Here is an 18,683-nt window from a genome sequence, read left to right on the forward strand (position 1 = left end):
TTTTAACCTCGATTTCCGTATTTCTTCTTCCATAACACCACTAACGATCCTACCAGGCCAAACACCAGCAGCACCACCGGCAGCAGCATCAGACAGCTCATCAGCGCGTCTTCATACTTTAAAAACACCGGCGTTTTGCCCAGCAGATAGCCCAGCGTGGTGAGGATCAACACCCACAGCAACCCGCTCATCCAGTTAAAGAACTGGAAGCGCGCATTGTTCAGCCCGGACAAACCGGCAATGGTGGGCAGCAGCGTGCGCACAAACGCAATAAAACGACCAATCAGCAGCGCGGATAAACCGTGCTTATGGAACAGGTGATGGGCGCGCTGGTGATAGTGCGCGGGCAAATGGGATAACCAGTTTTGCACAATCCGCGTGTTGCCGAGCCATCGCCCCTGTATATAGCTGAGCCAGCATCCAAGGCTGGCCGCCGTGGTAAGCAATAAAATAGTCTGCGGAAAGCCCATAGTCCCTTTGGCAATCAGCACGCCTACCAGCACTAATAAACTGTCTCCCGGTAAGAAAGCGGCAGGTAACAGGCCATTTTCCAGAAACAGAATCATAAACAGCACAAAGTACAGCATACCCACCATGGAGGGATTGGACAGCGTCTCGAAGTCCTGGCTCCACAGCGCGTTTAACAGTTGGGTAAACAGTTCCATTCAATTTTCCTGGCACATCGGTTAAAGCCAAAGGTTTTATAAAGGAAACAGCATCGTGGACATTGTGATTATTAATTGGGTGGCCACTTCAAGCTATGCATACATCGCACCTGCACGATTCCCTGTCAGGTTGGCAAAGTGAGTGGGTACTTACACTGTAGCCAAGAATTGCGTCTAATTGTAACAAAGCGCGGCGCAATACGTCATAAAATTTGCGCGTTGTTGACGATTGATTTTGCTTACCGGGGGAGGCGCTGGCGAGGGTATTTACAAACGCTGACACTATACATGGTTTGCTTACCCTCGCTGGGGGAATAGAGATTATTTTACGCTATTAGCTGCAGTATCCAGATGAACTACAGGATTTTCAGCGAATAGATAGCGATCGGCATTAAATTCAAAGTCATCGCTGGTTTCGTTAAACAACATTTGCTTGGTGTTTTCGAGGTGCTGCCACATAGCCAGTTTTGCCGCGTGGGAGTCCTTGCGAATCAGCGCTTTTAGGATTTTGTCATGATCATCGCACCAGTTATCCACGGTGCGGGAATCAATGTGTTCATGGAGTTTTTTCCAGTACGGGTTATAGACGCGCTGGGTCCACATTTTTTCGACAATCGCCGCCAGGGCGCTGTTCTGAGTTGCCAGCGCCACCTGAACGTGAAACTGCAAATCCCACTCAGAATCGCGGAAGCATTTCTCGTTGCGCGCTTTATCCTGGATTTCCATCAGCTTCATGATGTCCTGCTTGGTCACCTGAGTAGCGGCAAATTCAGCGATATTGCTTTCAATCAGCTGGCGCGCCTGCAACAGCTCAAAAGGACCATAGCTGGCGAACTCAAACTGCTGTTCATCCGGCATTGAATGGTATTTTGCCTGATTAGAAATCACGTGAATGCCCGAGCCTTTGCGGACCTCTACGTAGCCTTCGACTTCAAGCATGATAATGGCTTCACGAACCACAGTGCGGCTCACGTTTTTTTCATCAGCGATAAAGCGCTCAGCAGGTAATTTATCACCCACCAGATAAACGCCTTGCTCGATACGGCTTTTCAGCTCAGCCGCGAGCTGCTGATAAAGTCGGCGAGATTCTGTGATTTCCATATGCAACTCCGGAATGAACTGCGGGACAACATTGATTTGTTATACCACTTTTACGAGAAACGCTCCACTTGCGGGCTCAAAAAAGCCGCCCCTGAGGGCGGCTGCGAGACGATTTGTGATGCCGGTTAATGTTGGGCGGCAGGTTTAGGGTCTGGAGCCTGCTTTTGCAATTCCGCCATCGGTTTGTTTTGCAGCAGCGTCCAGATAGCGACCGCGCCTAACAGGTCAAATACTGCCAGCACGGCGAACAGCGGGCTGAAACCGATGGTGTCAGCCAGTGCGCCCACCACCAGTGCAAACATGGTGCTCGCGGTCCAGGCGGCCATACCGGTCAGGCCGTTTGCGGTGGCAACTTCGTTACGACCAAATACGTCGGAAGAAAGGGTAATCAGCGCGCCAGACAGGGACTGGTGAGCGAAGCCACCGATACACAGCAGTGCGATAGCGATATACGGGCTGGTGAACAGGCCGATCATGCCTGGGCCAATCATCAGCAGTGCGCCCATGGTGACCACCATCTTACGGGAAACGATCAGGTTTACGCCAAACCAACGCTGGAACAGCGGCGGCAGGTAGCCCCCCACGATGCAACCCAGGTCTGCAAACAGCATCGGCATCCAGGCGAACATGGCGATTTCTTTCAGGTTAAAGCCGTAGACTTTAAACATGAACAGCGGGATCCAGGCGTTAAACGTACCCCATGCCGGCTCTGCCAGGAAACGCGGCAGGGCGATACCCCAGAACTGACGGTTACGAATGATTTGCCACGGGGACATCTTCTTACCGTTGTCTTTCTGGTGATGCGCTTCCTGACCACCGATGATGTACTCGCGTTCTTCATCAGTTAATTTTTTCTGATCGCGCGGGTGTTTGTAGAAAATCAGCCAGGCCATCGCCCAGGCGAAGCTCAGCACGCCGGAGATAATGAACGCCATCTGCCAGCTGTGCATCACGATTGCCCAGACCACCAGCGGCGGCGCAATCATCGCACCAATAGAAGAACCGACGTTGAAGTAACCGACCGCGATAGAACGCTCTTTTGCCGGGAACCACTCAGAACTGGCTTTCAGGCCAGCCGGGATCATCGCCGCTTCCGCTGCGCCCACTGCGCCACGGGCCAGCGCCAGGCCGCCCCAGCTGCCTGCCAGCGCGGTTGCGCCGCAGAATACAGCCCACAGGATAGCGAACATGGCATAACCGACTTTGGTGCCCAGGATATCCAGAACATAACCCGCAACCGGCTGCATGATGGTGTAAGCCGCAGAGTACGCAGCGATAATATAAGAGTACTGCTGGGTGGAGATGTGTAACTCTTCCATCAGCGTCGGCGCAGCCGCCGCCACGGTGTTACGAGTCAGGTAACCCAGTATGGTGCCTAAGGTGACCAGGGCGATCATGTACCAACGTAGCCCTTTGATTTTACGCATGTGAAAACCTCATTGTTTTGAAATCCACCGTAGTAACACGGTCACCTGCCTGACCAATTACGGCAGGTGTCGAAAACTGAAACGGCACCATTTTCAGGTTGTAGCTGAAACGTTCCGTTCCTTGCCATAGAAAGTGTTTGTGGGGCAATTCGGTGTCCATACCGGTAAAGTCGCTTTTCACCTTGAGGCTGTTTTTGCGACGGCTGCAAAGATAACTTGTCATACAGCTTTAAAAGTTGAGAGCCATCACAAAAGCGCTTTTCTTAATAAGGTTATTAACAATTGCCGCTCAGGCCAGTAGTGGCGCGGCCTGGCCTGAGATTTACTCCTAAAGTGGGACAGAATTTGTTAGCGTTTATTGATCTTGCTCACTAAATAATTCTCTGTGACTGGAAATTGGTGTGATAACTTTGTCAGCATAGTTGGACGCATCTGGTTCACTCGCTCAGAGGAAGCTCACAATGACCCCGTTCATGACCGAAGATTTCTTGTTAGATACTGAATTCGCCCGCCGTCTGTACCATGATTACGCCAAAGACGAGCCGATTTTCGACTATCACTGCCATCTCCCGCCGCAGCAAATCGCCGAGAACTACCGCTTCAAAAACCTGTATGACATCTGGTTGAAAGGCGACCATTACAAATGGCGCGCGATGCGCACCAACGGTGTGGCTGAACGCCTGTGTACCGGCGATGCCAGCGATCGCGAGAAATTCGACGCCTGGGCGGCCACGGTGCCACACACCATCGGTAACCCGCTGTACCACTGGACCCATCTTGAGCTGCGTCGCCCGTTTGGTGTGACAGGTAAACTGCTGTCGCCTAAAACCGCCGATGAAATCTGGAACCAGTGCAACGAGCTGCTGGCGCAGGATCAATTCTCCGCGCGCGGCATCATGCAGCAGATGAACGTGAAAATGGTCGGCACCACTGACGATCCGGTGGACTCGCTGGAACACCACGCTACCGTGGCGAAAGACAGCAGCTTCAGCGTTAAAGTGCTGCCGAGCTGGCGTCCGGATAAAGCCTTCAACATCGAGCAGGCCACCTTTAACGATTACATGGCCAAACTGGCCGAAGTGTCCGACACCGACATCCGCCGTTTTGCCGATCTGCAAACCGCGCTGGCTAAACGTCTGGACCACTTTGCCGCACACGGCTGTAAAGTCTCCGACCATGCGCTGGACGTAGTGCTGTTCGCGGAATCTAACGAAAGCGAACTCGACAGCATCCTGGCGCGTCGCCTGGCGGGTGAAAGCTTGTCCGAGCACCAAGTGGCCCAGTTCAAAACTGCTGTACTGGTCTGGCTGGGCGCAGAATATGCCCGTCGCGGCTGGGTGCAGCAGTACCATATCGGCGCGCTGCGCAACAATAACCTGCGTCAGTTCAAGCTGTTAGGGCCGGATGTCGGCTTCGACTCCATCAACGACCGTCCGATGGCGGAAGAGCTGTCCAAACTGCTCAGCAAACAGAACGAAGAAAACCTGCTGCCGAAAACCATCCTGTACTGCCTGAACCCGCGCGATAACGAAGTGCTGGGCACCATGATCGGTAACTTCCAGGGCGAAGGGATGCCAGGCAAGATGCAGTTCGGTTCCGGCTGGTGGTTTAACGACCAGAAAGACGGTATGGAACGCCAGATGACCCAACTGGCACAGCTCGGCCTGCTAAGCCGCTTTGTGGGCATGCTGACCGACAGCCGCAGCTTCCTGTCCTATACCCGTCACGAGTATTTCCGTCGCATTCTGTGCCAGATGATTGGCCGCTGGGTGCAGGCTGGCGAAGCGCCGGCGGATATCGAGCTGCTGGGCGAGATGGTGAAAAACATCTGCTTTAACAATGCGCGTGATTACTTCGCCATTGAACTGAACTAATTAAGGCCGTTTGAGGTTGATATGCAATACATCAGGATCCATTCGCAGGATAACGTCGCGGTTGCGCTGGCCGACCTGGCAGAAGGCAGCGTCGTCACCATTGACGGTATTACCCTGACGCTTGTGCAGGCGGTGGCGCGCGGGCATAAGTTCGCCATCAGCCCGATTGCGAAAGGTGAGAACGTTATTAAATATGGATTGCCGATTGGCCATGCTCTGAGCGATGTTGCGCCAGGCGAGCACATCCATTCCCATAACGCGCGCACCAATCTGAGCGATCTGGATACCTATCGCTATCAACCGGATCTGCAAACGCTGGAGCAGCAGGCCGCGGATCGCGACGTTAATATCTACCGTCGCGCCAACGGCGACGTCGGGGTGCGCAACGAGTTGTGGATCCTGCCGACTGTGGGCTGCGTCAACGGGATTGCCCGTCAGATCCAGAGCCGTTTCCTGAAAGAAACCAACGATGCCGAAGGCACCGACGGGGTATTTCTGTTCAGCCATACCTACGGCTGCTCACAGCTGGGCGACGATCACGTTAATACCCGCACCATGTTGCAGAACATGGTGCGTCACCCCAACGCGGGCGCGGTGCTGGTGATTGGCCTGGGTTGCGAAAACAACCAGGTTGACGCGTTCCGTGAAACCCTGGGCGACTTCGATCCTGAGCGCGTACATTTCATGGTTTGCCAGCATCAGGATGACGAAGTGGAAGCCGGTCTGGAGCATCTGCACGCGCTGTATGAAGTGATGCGTCACGACCAGCGTCAGCCGGGCAAACTGAGCGAGCTGAAGTTTGGGCTGGAGTGCGGCGGTTCTGACGGCCTGTCCGGTATTACCGCTAACCCGATGCTGGGCCGCTTCTCCGACTATATGATCGCCAACGGCGGCACCACGGTGCTGACCGAAGTGCCGGAAATGTTCGGCGCTGAACAACTGCTGATGAGCCACTGCCGCGATGAAGCGACGTTTGAAAAAACTGTCACCATGGTGAACGACTTCAAACAGTACTTTATCGCCCACAATCAGCCGATTTACGAAAACCCGTCGCCGGGCAACAAAGCGGGCGGGATCACCACCCTGGAAGAGAAATCTCTCGGCTGCACCCAGAAAGCGGGCGAAAGCCAGGTGGTTGACGTGCTGCGCTACGGCGAACGCCTGACCCAGCATGGCCTGAACCTGCTGAGCGCGCCGGGCAACGACGCCGTCGCCACCAGCGCGCTGGCCGGAGCCGGTTGCCATATGGTGCTGTTCAGCACCGGGCGCGGTACGCCGTACGGCGGTTTTGTGCCGACGGTGAAAATCGCCACCAACAGCGAGCTGGCGAAGAAAAAACCGCACTGGATTGACTTCGACGCCGGGCAGCTCCTGCATGGTCAGACCATGCCGCAGCTGTTAAACCAATTTGTCGACACCATTGTGGAGTTTGCTAACGGCAAGCAGACCTGCAATGAACGCAATGATTTCAGAGAACTGGCAATCTTTAAGAGTGGCGTGACATTATAATCTGTGGACTCCTGAGTTCATTTACCCCGGCGCTCCGTTAACGAGCGCCGTTTTTTTATGATGTTAAGGACAGAGAATGACCGCGTATTGGCTTGCCCAGGGCGTTGGCGTCCTGGCGTTTGTAATCGGTATAACAACGTTTATCAACCGCGACGAAAAGCGCTTCAAACTGCAACTCTCGCTGTACAGCTTCATTATCGGCTGTCATTTCTTTCTGATGGGCGCGGCACCCGCCGGGATGAGCGCGGTGTTAAACGCCTTGCGCACCGTGATTTCTCTGCGCACCCGCAGTCTGTGGGTGATGTCGGCATTCATCGTGCTGACATTGTTCCTCGGGCTTGCCAAACTTCATCACCCCATGGAGCTGCTGCCGATTGTCGGCACCGTCGCCAGCACCTGGGCGCTGTTTCGCTGCAAAGGCTTAACCGTGCGCTGCGTGATGTGGTGCTCCACGGCCTGCTGGGTGAGCCACAATATCTGGCTGGGCTCGATTGGCGGCTCGCTGATTGAGGGGAGTTTTCTGGTGATGAACGGCCTGAATATTATTCGCTTCTGGCGGATGCAAAAGCGCGGTATCGATCCGTTTAAAATCGAAAAAGAGAGTGGGCAGAAGGAAGAAGAGGCGGGCGCAAGGCCCGCCTGTAAAGATTAATTGCGCAGCGCGTTCGCCGCTAAACGCTGGTCTTCCGCCTGGCAAACTGCCGCGGTGAAGATCACGTCGGTGGAGGAGTTCAACGCGGTTTCGCAGGAGTCCTGCAGGACGCCGATGATAAAGCCGACCGCAACCACCTGCATGGCGATTTCGTTCGGGATACCAAACATATTACAGGCCAGCGGGATCAGCAGCAGCGAACCGCCCGCCACGCCGGATGCGCCGCAGGCGCACAGCGATGCGACTACGCTCAGCAGCAGCGCGGTCGGGATGTCCATGGCAATCCCCAGGGTATTCACCGCCGCCAGGGTCAACACGGTAATGGTGATAGCCGCGCCCGCCATGTTGATGGTGGCACCCAGCGGGATCGACACCGAATAGGTATCGCGGTCCAGGTTCATCTTCTCGCACATCGCCATATTCACCGGGATGTTGGCAGCGGAGCTGCGGGTGAAGAAGGCGGTCACGCCGCTTTCACGCAGGCAAGCCAGCACCAGCGGGTACGGGTTACGGCGGATTTTGTACCAGACGATCAGCGGATTGATGACAAACGCCACCAGGAACATACAGCCAATCAGCACCACCAGCAGGTGCGCATAGCCCCACAGCGTCGCGAAGCCGGTTTCCGCCAGGGTGGACGCCACCAGGCCAAAGATACCGATCGGCGCAAAGCGGATCACCAGCGTCACCATAAAGGTCACCGCGTCAGACATATCGTTGAGCAGATTTTTGGTGGTGTCGTTGCCGTGGCGCAGCGCGAAGCCGAGGCCCACCGCCCACACCAGAATGCCGATGTAGTTGCCTTTCAGCACCGCATCAACCGGGTTAGAGACCATGCTCATCAACAGGCCGCGCATCACTTCCACAATGCCGGAAGGTGGAGTGATTTCCGTTGCGCCAGTGGTGAGGTGCAGCGTTGACGGGAACGCGAAGCTGAACAGCACCGCCGTCAGCGCTGCGGCGAAGGTGCCGATCAGATAGAGAAACAGGATAGGACGAATGTTGGTTTTCTGGCCCTGGCGGTGGTTAGCGATAGACGCCATTACCAGTACCAGTACCAACACCGGCGCAACGGCTTTCAGTGCGCCGACGAACAGTGTACCCAGCAGGCCCGCCGCTATCGCCGCGTCTTTGGACACTAACGCCAGCAGAATGCCGAGAACTAAACCGACAAGAATTTGTTTAACCAGACTGCCGCCCGCAAGGCGGCGCAACAACCCTGGTGTAGATTGCGTGCTCATAGATATTCCTTCAGATGTGATGTGGTTCCATCCCGCGTCAATATTATTAAAAGCTTTGTGACCGGATGTAACAGATGTTTGCATGGATGAGTATAGGGATTTGCCGTCCGAGAGGAAGGGGATAGTGCTGTTTTTTCCGAATCGCTCCAGCTTTCCAACTTAAAATTAACATTCTTGTGACATTAATAGCACTTCTGATTCGGGTGATATTGCAAAGCCAAAATGGCTGGCTATAGCGTGACGTTCTGGCGTTTGGCGGCGTTGCGTTACAGGTGACGCGCCTGGGGGGCAGGAAGCGGAATTTTCGTGAAGGGTAAGCGATGATTCGCAGGATGAAGCGTCCCAACGCAGCGCTGCCGCGTTGAGACGCCCTGGTTTTATGACAGCGTTTTGCGTCTGTCGTTACGGTGATTCACCCAGGCGTTGATCAGCAACGTCACCACCAGAATACCGCCCACCACGCCCAGCGAGATGGCGATTGGGATATGGTAGAAATCGACAATCAGCATCTTAAAGCCGATAAACACCAGGATCACCGACAGGCCGTATTTCAACATGGTGAAACGTTCGGCGACGCCCGCCAGCAGGAAGTACATGGCGCGCAGGCCGAGAATAGCGAACAGGTTAGAGGTCAGCACGATAAACGGATCGGTGGTGACCGCGAAGATCGCCGGGATACTGTCCACCGCGAAAATTACGTCGCTGATCTCCACCAGGATCAGCACCAGGAACAGCGGCGTGACGTACAGCAGGCCGTTGTGCCGCACGAAGAACTTCTCGTTTTCGATTTTATCGGTCATGCGTAAATGGCCGCGCAGCCAGCGCACGATCGGTTTCTCGCCGATGCCCGCCTCGTCCTCTTTGGCCAGCGCCATCTTCACGCCGGTAAACAGCAGGAACGCGCCGAACACATACAGCAGCCATTCAAACTGCGAAATCAGCCAACTGCCAGCGAAAATCATAACGGTGCGCAGGACGATCGCGCCGAGTACGCCGTAAATCAGCACCCGCCGCTGTAGCGCCGGGGGAACGGCAAAATAGCTGAACAGCATCAGCCAGACGAAGACGTTATCCACCGCCAGCGCTTTCTCGATGAGATAACCGGTAAGAAAGGCCAGCGCCTGGGTATCCGCCACCGCGCGGCCTTCAGTGCCGGTGAGATACCACCAGAAGCCTAAATTAAACAGCAGCGACAGCCCGACCCAAATCAGCGACCAGACCGCCGCCTGCTTCATAGTCATGGTATGTACGCCGCGCCGACCCTGAAGCAACAGGTCGATGGCGAGCATTATCACCACAATGACAGCGAAGCCGCCCCACAGCAGGGGAGTACCCACGGTATTCATAAGCATCATTCCTTAAAAATGAAAAACGGCCAACGTCGGAAGACGTTAGCCGCTTAGCTGAGGCCGCGATGTTGTCTCGCCTTCCGGCAAGGAAGTGACTCCCCTTTGCAGATAAAAAAGTATGCAGCGCCAGCGATCTCGTCAACGACGCTGCCGGGGCTTTTACTGAGCTTTACGCGGTTAGCGGTTCGTTGACATCATCCGCCGGAAACTTGACGCCGGTCTGGGCGCGGATCTCGGTAAGCAGCTTCGCCGTGATGCGGCTGACCGTCAGACCGGGGTGGTTAACTTCGTTCGTTTCCACCAGCCGGGCGAAGGTTTCCGCCTCATACAGCATGGTATTGATATGCTGCGGCAGCGAGAGATCCTGGGCTTTGCCGCCGCGCGGTATAAAGGTGATGCGCTGGCATTCGGAGATCTTCTCGATCACCAGTGTGCCGGCCTCGCCCTGAATTTCGCTATGCAGGCCCGAGTCGCTGACTTTGGAATGCAGCAGGGTGACGTCTGCGTCCCCATAGTGCATCACCACCGTGCCGTGGGCGTCGACGCCGCTGTCCAGCAGGCTGGCGGAGGCGTTAACCGATGCCGGCTCGCCCCACAGCGCCACGGCGCTCGCCAGGCAGTAAAAACCGATATCCATAATCGAACCGTTGGAATAGGCCGGATTAAAGGTATTCGGATTCTCGCCGTCCAGATAGCGCTGATAGCGCGAGGAGTACTGGCAATAGTTGAACAGCGCTTTACGCAGCTTGCCGACTTTTGGCAGCGCCTGGCTCAGGGCGATAAAATTGGGCAGGCTGGCGGTTTTGAAGGCTTCGAAAAACACCACCTGATTTTCCCGCGCCACCGCGATGGCCGCTTCCACCTCGCGCAGGTTAGAGGCCAGCGGCTTCTCGCAAATCACATGTTTTTTATGGCTCAGGAACAGACAGGATTGGGAGAAGTGCAGGGAGTTAGGGCTGGCGATATACACTGCGTCAACATCATCGCTTTGCGCCAGGGCTTCCAGCGAGGTAAACAGATGCTCGACGGGGTAATCGTTGGCGAACATCTGGGCCTGTTCAAGGGTACGTGAATAGACCGCCGTGAGTTTGAGTTTGCCGGTCTCATGGGCGGCATCGACGAACTGGCGTGTGATCCAGTTGGTGCCAATAACAGCGAAACGTATCATATCGGGGAGTTAACTCCGCAGTGGAATGTACCCGTCAGAGTAGCATGCGATGGCAGGAAATCACGTGGCCTGTTACGCAGAACTGAGCAATGCCTGATGAGTCAGCCACAGGCGGGTGTCAAATTCCAGCTGGTGGTAGTCCGGCTCCATATGGCAGCACAGCTGATAAAACGCTTTGTTGTGCTCTTTCTCTTTCAGGTGCGCCAGCTCGTGCACCACGATCATCCGTAAAAACGGCTCCGGGGCCTGGCGGAACACCGTCGCCACGCGGATTTCCGCTTTGGCCTTCAGCTTATTGCCCTGCACCCGCGACACGGCGGTATGCAACCCCAGCGCGTGTTTCAGCACGTGGATTTTATTGTCATAAGCCACTTTGCTTAGCGGCGAGCTGCTGCGCAGATGACGGTTTTTAATCTCCTGCACATAGTTCCACAGCGCTTTATCGGTCGCGATATCATGCAGTTGCGGATAGCGTTTATTCAGCACTTCCCCCAGCCGCCCCTGTTCGATCAGGCTGTTTACCTGGCTTAACAGAGATTCAGGGTAGCCCTGGAGATACAGCAGTGCGCTCATGGATGCCTCGGCGAGAGAAAAAAAGGTTTACTCAGATGCGTAATTAAGGGATAAATCGCGCGAATTTTAGCACCGTGGAGGGCCGATGAGCCAGGTTGAGTTAAATGCATGCGAATTAACGCTTGAGCGCTATCCGCCGATGCCGGAAGAGGCCCCGCTACAGGCGTGGGATGCCGCCGATGAATATCTGCTGCAGGATGTGTCGCAAACCGACGGCCCGACGCTGAATTTTAACGATGCCTTCGGCGCGTTAACCTGCGCGCTGGCGGCCCGTTGTCCGTGGAACATCAGCGATTCGTTTATCGCCCAGCAGGCCGCGCGCCATAACCTGCGTCTCAATCAGATTGATGCCGACAGTATCACCTTCCAGGACTCCCTCGCGCCGCTGCCTGCGGCCCCGGCGCTGGTGTTGATCAAGATCCCGAAACAGCTGGCCCTGCTCGAGCAGCAGTTGCGCGCGCTGCGCGACGTGGTGACGCCGGAGACCCGGATTATCGCCGGGGCCAAAGCGCGGGATATTCATAACTCCACCCTGGCGCTGTTTGAGAAAATCCTCGGGCCGACCACCACCTCGCTGGCGTGGAAAAAGGCGCGGCTGATCTACGGCAGCGTGGCGCTGCCTGCGCTAAATAATGCGCCCGCGACCACAAACTGGAAACTCGACGGTACGCCCTGGACCCTCCACAACCACGCCAACGTGTTCTCCCGTACCGGGCTGGATATCGGCGCGCGATTCTTTATGGAGCATCTGCCGGAAAACGTGGAAGGCGAGATGGTGGATCTGGGCTGCGGCAACGGCGTGATTGGCTTAACGCTGCTGGCGCAAAATCCGCAGGGCCGGGTAACGTTCGTCGATGAATCGTTTATGGCGCTGGCGTCGAGCCGGTTAAACGTCGAACATAATCTGCCGGACGCGCTGGAGCGCAGTGAGTTTGTGGTAAACAATGCGCTGGCGGGCATTGAGCCGGACCGTTTCCACGCGGTGCTGTGCAATCCGCCGTTCCACCAGCAGCACACCATTACCGATCATATCGCCTGGCAGATGTTTAACGACGCGCGGCGTTGCCTGAAGTACGGCGGCGAGCTACGCGTGGTCGGCAACCGCCACCTCGATTATTACCGCAAGCTGAAGAAGATCTTCGGCAACTGCACCACCGTCGCCACCAATAACAAATTCGTGGTGTTGAAGGCGGTGAAGCTGCGTAAAAGCCGCTAAATCTCCAGCGCCAGACGGGTGCCCTGGGCAATCGCGCGCCGGGCATCCAGCTCCAGCGCCACATCGCACCCGCCAATCAAATGCACCGTTTTACCGGCTTCGCGCAGCGGTTCCGCCAGTTCGCGGCGCGGCTCCTGCCCGGCGCACAGGATCACGTTATCCACCGCCAGCGTTTGCGGCTCGCCGTTAATCGTGACGTGTAAACCGTCATCGTCGATGCGCTGATAGCTGACGCCGGGGATCATCTTCACGCCGCGCGACAGCAGGGTGGCGCGGTGGATCCAGCCGGTGGTTTTACCCAGCCCTTCGCCAGGTTTGCTGGCTTTACGTTGCAGCATCACGATCTGGCGCGGGCTTTTTGGCAGTTGCGGCCCTTCCGGGCGCAATCCGCCCACTCGCTCCAGGCTGGTGTCGATACCCCATTCCGCGCAGAACTCGGCGATATTCTGGCTGGTGGATTCGCCCTGCTGGCTGAGGTACATCGCGGTATCAAAGCCGATGCCGCCGCAGCCAATAATCGCCACGCGTTTGCCCACCGGTTTTTTATTCCGCAGCACGTCCAGATAGCTGAGTACCCGGGGGTGATCGATCCCGTCAATCAGCGGAACGCGCGGCTCAATGCCGCAGGCCAGAATCACTTCGTCCGCTTCTGCCAGCATTGCCGGGTTAACCGGCGTATTCAGCCGAACATCCACGCCGGTGATCTCCAGCATTCGGCGGTAATAGCGCAGGGTCTCGTAAAACTCTTCTTTGCCAGGGATCTGTTTGGCGATGTTGAACTGCCCGCCGATCTCCGGGGCGGCGTCGAACAGCGTCACCCGATGGCCGCGCAGCGCGGCGTTAACCGCAAACGCCAGCCCGGCGGGCCCCGCGCCGACCACGGCGAGGTGTTTTACCACCGCTGCCGGGAGGATCGGCATTTTCGTTTCATGACAGGCGCGCGGGTTCACCAGGCATGAGGTGATTTTGCCCACGAAGATCTGGTCGAGACACGCCTGATTACAGCCGATGCAGGTGTTGATCTCATCTTCGCGGCCGCTTTGCGCTTTACTGAGCAATTCGGCATCCGCCAGGAACGGGCGCGCCATCGACACCATATCGGCATCGCCCGAAGAGAGGATCGCATCGGCCACCGCCGGATCGTTAATCCGGTTGGTGGTGACCAGCGGGATCGCCACCTGGCCTTTAAGCTTGCGCGTTACCCAGCTGAACGCGCCGCGCGGCACCGGAGTGGCGATGGTGGGAATACGCGCTTCGTGCCAGCCGATCCCGGTATTAATGATCGTCGCGCCCGCCGCTTCGATGGCCTTCGCCAGCGTCACGGTTTCTTCAAAGGTTGCGCCGCCCTCCACCAGATCGAGCATCGACAGGCGGTAGATAATAATAAAATCGTCGCCTACCCGTTCGCGCACCGTGCGCACCACTTCGGTGGCAAAGCGCATCCGGCGCGGATAATCGCCGCCCCATTCGTCTTCGCGGGTATTGGTGCGCCCCGCCAGAAACTGGTTAATCAGGTAGCCTTCCGAACCCATGATTTCTACGCCGTCATAGCCTGCTTCTCGCGCCAGCTGGGCACAGGTCGCGAAGTCATCAATCAGCGCCAGGATCTCATCGTGGGTCAGGGCGTGGGGCGCAAAACGGTTAATCGGTGCCTGAATCGCCGAAGGCGCAACCGGATGGGGTTGATAACTGTAGCGCCCGGTATGGAGGATTTGCAGCGCAATTTTCCCGCCTTCGCGGTGCACCGCATCGGTCACCAGCCGATGGTGATCGAGGTGGCTGCGGTCGTTGAGCATCGCGCCGCCCGCCATCGCCACGCCAGAAGGCGCAGGCGCTATCCCGCCTGTGACAATCAGCGCCACGCCGTGACGCGCGCGTTCGGCATAAAACGCCGCCAGCCGTTCCGGGCCGTCCGGACGCTCCTCAAGACCAGTATGCATCGAGCCCATCAGGACTCGGTTTTTTAGCGTGGTGAACCCTAAATCCAGCGGGGCGAACAGCGACGGATAGCTCATAGTCTCTTCCAATGTAAAATTATTGTTATGTGGTCGGATGAGTGTCTAATTTAGCTGGCCTGAGAAAGAATGGAAAAAGCGCAATCAGCGATTGTGATGGGATTCAAAGAACGCGGTGAATAACGGCAGGCGGGCCTGCCGCGTAAATGACTAACGGCTGCGGGCGAGGTATTTCGCCATCTCGTCAGCGGGCACCATGCCGCCGCCGGTAGCCCACACCAGGTGCGTTGCGTGGTTCAGCGCCTGCTCGCTAAAGCGGCGGCGATACGCGTCATCCCAGCGCCACGGGCCGGGCATCCCCGCCAGCGCGGAAGGCTCCAGGGCGATATTTTCCTGCCGATTCAGCATGCCCAACAGGGTGAACAGCGTGTCATCGTTCAGGGTGTAATAGCCGTCGATTAACCGCTCCATCGCCCGCCCAACAAAACCGGAGGCGCGGCCTACCGCCAGACCGTCGGCGGCGGTTTGGTTATCAATCCCCAACTCCTGCACCGAAATAGCGTCATGCAACCCGGTATGAACCCCCAACAGCATGCAGGGCGAGTGGGTCGGCTCAGCGAAAATACAGTGTACCGCATCGCCAAACGCCAGCTTCAGGCCGAACGCTACCCCACCGGGGCCGCCGCCGACGCCGCAGGGCAGATAGACAAACAGCGGACGATCGGCATCCACCCTGATGCCCGCATCTGTAAACTGGCGTTTTAGCCTGCCGCCTGCCACCGCATAGCCCAGAAACAGGTTGCGGGAGTTTTCATCATCGATAAAGAAACAGCGGGGATCCTGCTCCGCCTCGCGGCGGCCCTGTTCCACGGCAACGCTGTAGTCATCGGCGTATTCCACCACCGTGACGCCATTGGCGCGCAGCAGCGCTTTCTTCCATTCCCGCGCGTCTGCCGACATATGCACGCTCACCTGAAAGCCCAGCCGGGCGGAGGCAATGCCGATAGACAGACCCAGATTGCCGGTAGAGCCGACCGCGATGCGGTGCTGACCAAAGAGCTGGCGCAGCGGCGCATCCGCCAGTTTGCGGTAGTCATCGGTGAGCTGAAGAAGACCTGCCTCAAGCGCCAGCTTCTCGGCGTGAAACAGCACTTCGTAGATCCCGCCGCGCGCTTTAATCGAGCCGGAGACCGGCAGATGGCTGTCTTTTTTGAGCCACAGCTGGCCGGGCAGCGGCGCTGCATAGTGTGATGCCAGGGCCGATTGCATCGCGGGGATGGCGACGCAGGGGGATTCGATAATCCCGCCGCTGGCGGCAGTTTCCGGGAACACATGGGCAATCCAGGGCGCAAAGCGCTGCAGGCGCGCTTCGGCATCTTGCACATCATCAAGGGTTAAACCGACCCAGGGCAACCCGTCCGCCAGCGACGTGACGGCAGGGTTAAACCACTGGGTTTCGCGCAGGGCGATAAGATCGTGCAGCAGCGGAAAGCGGCTGAGCAGTTGCGGGACAGTTGGCGCAGGCATGCGGGCTCCTTCTGGTTATTGAGCCCATGATACCCGTCAGCCTTCGGATTTCACCACTTTAATGTCCACCATCCCGATACCCAGCTTGCGCGGCGAATGGCCGAGGATATTGCCCTCGTTGGTCTCCTGCGGGGCAGGGGGCACAATCACCAGAGTGTTGCTGCGCGACGGGTTGTCGAAATGCAGCGTAGTGGTGGTGACGTCATTGCCCAGGGTCAACGTCTGTTCGCTGTCACCCACCCGTACCGGGATCGGTTGATTCGCGTTCGGGCCAAAGGCTTTGGCGGTGATCACCAGCTCGAATTTCTCCGGCAGCGGCTGGTTGTATTCAATCTTCACTTCCTTGTCCAGCTGCGCGTTGGACCAGCGTCCCCAGGATTCCGGGCGTGAAATGCCGCTGAAGCTTTTCACCTCTTCCGGCGCACCGGCGACGTTGAACACGAAGCTGTCGGCTTTATAGCGAATATCGTTATCCACGGTTTTCAGCATATCGACGTTACCCTGGTAGCGCAGGGTGTCGATCACCGTGTCGCGAAACGCCGCTTTGCCCTGCCACTTCGGTTTATCAACGTGGACGATCTTCTGTTCGCCGCCCAACTGGCCTTGCGACACGCACCAGTCGGTAGACAGCGCCCACTGCGACGACCACAGGCGGGCCATTTTGTAGCAGCGATCGATCCAGATAAAGTTATCGCGCGGGGCGAAATCCGCCAGCTGATAGCGCAGCGGCGCGGAATATTCGCTCTCGGGTAGCGGTTCGACTCTTTTATCCGATACTCGTAGCAACAGCGGCAGACGGAATTTCGAACCGGAGAAAGCAATGGTTTGTTTTTCCTGATCAATGGTGAAATCTTTAATCTCACGCGGGAAGTTCCACAGACGGATCACGTCCGGTTTCCAGGCCAGCACTTTCTCTTTCATGTTCAGGAACACGGTGGAGAGCGAGTCCCCCGACAGGCTGCTGCGTCCGAGGCCGATAAAGTTATCGCCGCCCAGGATATCCAGCACCGTCGCGCCGTTATCCATGGTGTTACGCTTCACCGCCATGACTTCCTGTTGAGGCTTATCGCCGCGCAGCACGAAGAACAGGTTATTACGATCCTGCTGATTAAGGTATTTCCAGGCGGTGTTGTTCATCGCCAGGTGGTCAGAAGAGACCACGATAACGGTATTTTTAAAGTACGGTGAGGCTTTGATTTTATTAATAAACGCGGCGATATGCTGCTGGCTACAAGTCACTGCGCTGAACGACTGATTGGCTTTGCCATCGATATCGTAACGTTTACGTTCGCAACTGCGTGATACGAAGCCGTCGGGATGATGGGTATCCACCGTCAGGGTAAACAGCGAGAAGCGTTTGCCTTCTTTCGACAGCGCTTCGAATTTCTGCCACGCCTGGTCGAGGACCGTATCGTCGTAGAAACCCCAGTCGTTGCGGTAATGCGGGTCGGCCACCACGCTTTTCAGCTCATCCGCGCCGTATAAGTGGTCGAAACCGTGGGATTTCAGGAACACGTCTTTTCCGGCAAAGCGCAGGCTGGCACCCTGGACAAAATGGTTTTCATAGCCGGAATTTTTCAGGATATCCCCAAGGCAGATATTCTGCGGGAAGAAGCTCGACATCGACGCTGACGCGTTGCCTTCAAACGGCGCGAACAGCGGAATACCGCACTGGGACGCAACCATCCCGGCGATGGTGTAATCGGTGCCCGGCAGCTGCGCGGTGTGGCTGAAATCAATCCCTTCATTTTTTAACGCGCCCAGTTCTGGCGTGAGGCCGGGGAACGCCTGGTCGTCAAAATAGGTACGCTCCAGGCTTTCGCCGTAGATATACACCAGGTTGAGCGTCGGATTATCGATGACTTTTTTCGGCTCTTTGTAATACGCCACGAAATCGGGATCGCCATCGCGGCTCTGGGATTTCACCAGCTCGCTAATCTGGCGAAACGCCGGGCTGGCATCCACGGAGGCCAGCGCCATCACCAGCGCCAGCAGGCTGTAGCCAAAATGGTAAGGACGGTGACGGCGGCGGCGCAACACCCAGGCCAGAGCGCCAAAAACCAGCACCAGCGCGGCTATCAGCCCCGCGCCAGGCAATAAATACTTGCTGACGCCCGCGCCAGCCAGGCTGTTGGTCAGGGTATAGATCACCGCGTCGTTGATACCGTCGCCGGTAAAATAGTCGCTGGCGTAAAGGGTGATATTTAAAATAACAAACAGGCCAAGAACCACCAGGGTGGCGGCAAACCACCAGGTATTACGGCCCGCCTTGAGGGAATAAATTACGATCGAGGCGATAAATAAAATAACCGAGAGCAGTTCTGACAACGCCAAATCCTCACCAGCAGGCATCACGCCTGTTTATATCAATCATCTTTTTTAACAGCACAATCTAACTTTTCAGTAACACAGCTGCAATTCTAGTG

General features: G+C 56.7%; 14 protein-coding genes. 4 read left to right on the forward strand and 10 right to left on the reverse strand.

Annotated features, from left to right (window positions below):
• Positions 1 to 2: 2 nt before the first annotated feature.
• The 3 genes from yqjA to FND52_RS13530 form a co-directional block, all read right to left on the reverse strand.
• A complete protein-coding gene (gene yqjA / locus FND52_RS13520) occupies positions 3 to 665 on the reverse strand; it encodes a DedA family general envelope maintenance protein YqjA (RefSeq protein ID WP_125294296.1) in 663 nt (220 codons plus the stop codon).
• A 321-nt stretch (positions 666 to 986) separates the two neighbouring features.
• Positions 987 to 1,766 (reverse strand): transcriptional regulator ExuR, encoded by a 780-nt coding sequence (gene exuR, locus FND52_RS13525; protein ID WP_125294297.1) that lies wholly within the window; start codon positions 1,764 to 1,766, stop codon positions 987 to 989.
• 125 nt (positions 1,767 to 1,891) lie between these two features.
• Positions 1,892 to 3,193 carry an MFS transporter gene (locus FND52_RS13530; protein ID WP_144131334.1) on the reverse strand — a complete coding sequence of 434 codons (1,302 nt, stop codon included), beginning with the start codon at positions 3,191 to 3,193 and terminating at the stop codon, positions 1,892 to 1,894.
• Positions 3,194 to 3,654: 461 nt separating this feature from the next.
• On the opposite strand from FND52_RS13530, the gene uxaC reads away from it, so the two are divergent.
• From uxaC to FND52_RS13545, 3 genes are all read left to right on the forward strand, one after another.
• Positions 3,655 to 5,067: a glucuronate isomerase gene (gene uxaC, locus FND52_RS13535; protein WP_144131336.1), complete on the forward strand. Its 1,413-nt coding sequence runs from the start codon at positions 3,655 to 3,657 to the stop codon at positions 5,065 to 5,067.
• Positions 5,068 to 5,088: 21 nt separating this feature from the next.
• Complete coding sequence (locus FND52_RS13540; RefSeq protein ID WP_144131338.1) at positions 5,089 to 6,576, forward strand: UxaA family hydrolase; 1,488 nt, start codon at positions 5,089 to 5,091, stop codon at positions 6,574 to 6,576.
• Positions 6,577 to 6,652: 76 nt separating this feature from the next.
• Positions 6,653 to 7,228, forward strand: a complete 576-nt coding sequence (locus tag FND52_RS13545; protein ID WP_125294301.1) for a YgjV family protein — start codon at positions 6,653 to 6,655, stop codon at positions 7,226 to 7,228.
• Here FND52_RS13545 and sstT read toward each other — a convergent pair.
• The 4 genes from sstT to FND52_RS13565 form a co-directional block, all read right to left on the reverse strand.
• Complete coding sequence (gene sstT / locus FND52_RS13550; RefSeq protein ID WP_125294302.1) at positions 7,225 to 8,469, reverse strand: serine/threonine transporter SstT; 1,245 nt, start codon at positions 8,467 to 8,469, stop codon at positions 7,225 to 7,227. The genes FND52_RS13545 and sstT overlap by 4 nt on opposite strands.
• Before the next feature lie 377 nt (positions 8,470 to 8,846).
• A complete protein-coding gene (locus FND52_RS13555) occupies positions 8,847 to 9,815 on the reverse strand; it encodes a TerC family protein (RefSeq protein ID WP_144131340.1) in 969 nt (322 codons plus the stop codon).
• A 172-nt stretch (positions 9,816 to 9,987) separates the two neighbouring features.
• On the reverse strand, positions 9,988 to 10,986 hold the full coding sequence (locus tag FND52_RS13560; protein ID WP_125294304.1) for a Gfo/Idh/MocA family protein: 999 nt from the start codon (positions 10,984 to 10,986) through the stop codon (positions 9,988 to 9,990).
• Between the two features lie 72 nt (positions 10,987 to 11,058).
• Positions 11,059 to 11,559 (reverse strand): M48 metallopeptidase family protein, encoded by a 501-nt coding sequence (locus FND52_RS13565; RefSeq protein ID WP_125294305.1) that lies wholly within the window; start codon positions 11,557 to 11,559, stop codon positions 11,059 to 11,061.
• 85 nt (positions 11,560 to 11,644) lie between these two features.
• Between FND52_RS13565 and rlmG the strand changes: the two genes are divergently transcribed.
• Positions 11,645 to 12,775 carry a 23S rRNA (guanine(1835)-N(2))-methyltransferase RlmG gene (gene rlmG / locus FND52_RS13570; RefSeq protein ID WP_144131342.1) on the forward strand — a complete coding sequence of 377 codons (1,131 nt, stop codon included), beginning with the start codon at positions 11,645 to 11,647 and terminating at the stop codon, positions 12,773 to 12,775.
• Here the strand turns inward: rlmG and FND52_RS13575 are convergent.
• The 3 genes from FND52_RS13575 to opgB form a co-directional block, all read right to left on the reverse strand.
• Positions 12,772 to 14,790, reverse strand: a complete 2,019-nt coding sequence (locus FND52_RS13575; protein WP_144131344.1) for an NADPH-dependent 2,4-dienoyl-CoA reductase — start codon at positions 14,788 to 14,790, stop codon at positions 12,772 to 12,774. The two genes, rlmG and FND52_RS13575, sit on opposite strands and share 4 nt — an antisense overlap.
• A 150-nt stretch (positions 14,791 to 14,940) precedes the next feature.
• The gene (gene dsdA, locus FND52_RS13580; protein WP_144131346.1) at positions 14,941 to 16,257 is read right to left on the reverse strand and encodes a D-serine ammonia-lyase; all 1,317 of its coding nucleotides are present in this window, start codon (positions 16,255 to 16,257) and stop codon (positions 14,941 to 14,943) included.
• Between the two features lie 36 nt (positions 16,258 to 16,293).
• Positions 16,294 to 18,585 (reverse strand): phosphatidylglycerol--membrane-oligosaccharide glycerophosphotransferase, encoded by a 2,292-nt coding sequence (gene opgB, locus FND52_RS13585; protein ID WP_144131348.1) that lies wholly within the window; start codon positions 18,583 to 18,585, stop codon positions 16,294 to 16,296.
• Positions 18,586 to 18,683 lie beyond the last annotated feature (98 nt).

This window comes from Atlantibacter subterraneus (genome assembly GCF_007570865.1).
GTDB classification, from domain to species: Bacteria; Pseudomonadota; Gammaproteobacteria; order Enterobacterales; family Enterobacteriaceae; genus Atlantibacter; species Atlantibacter subterraneus.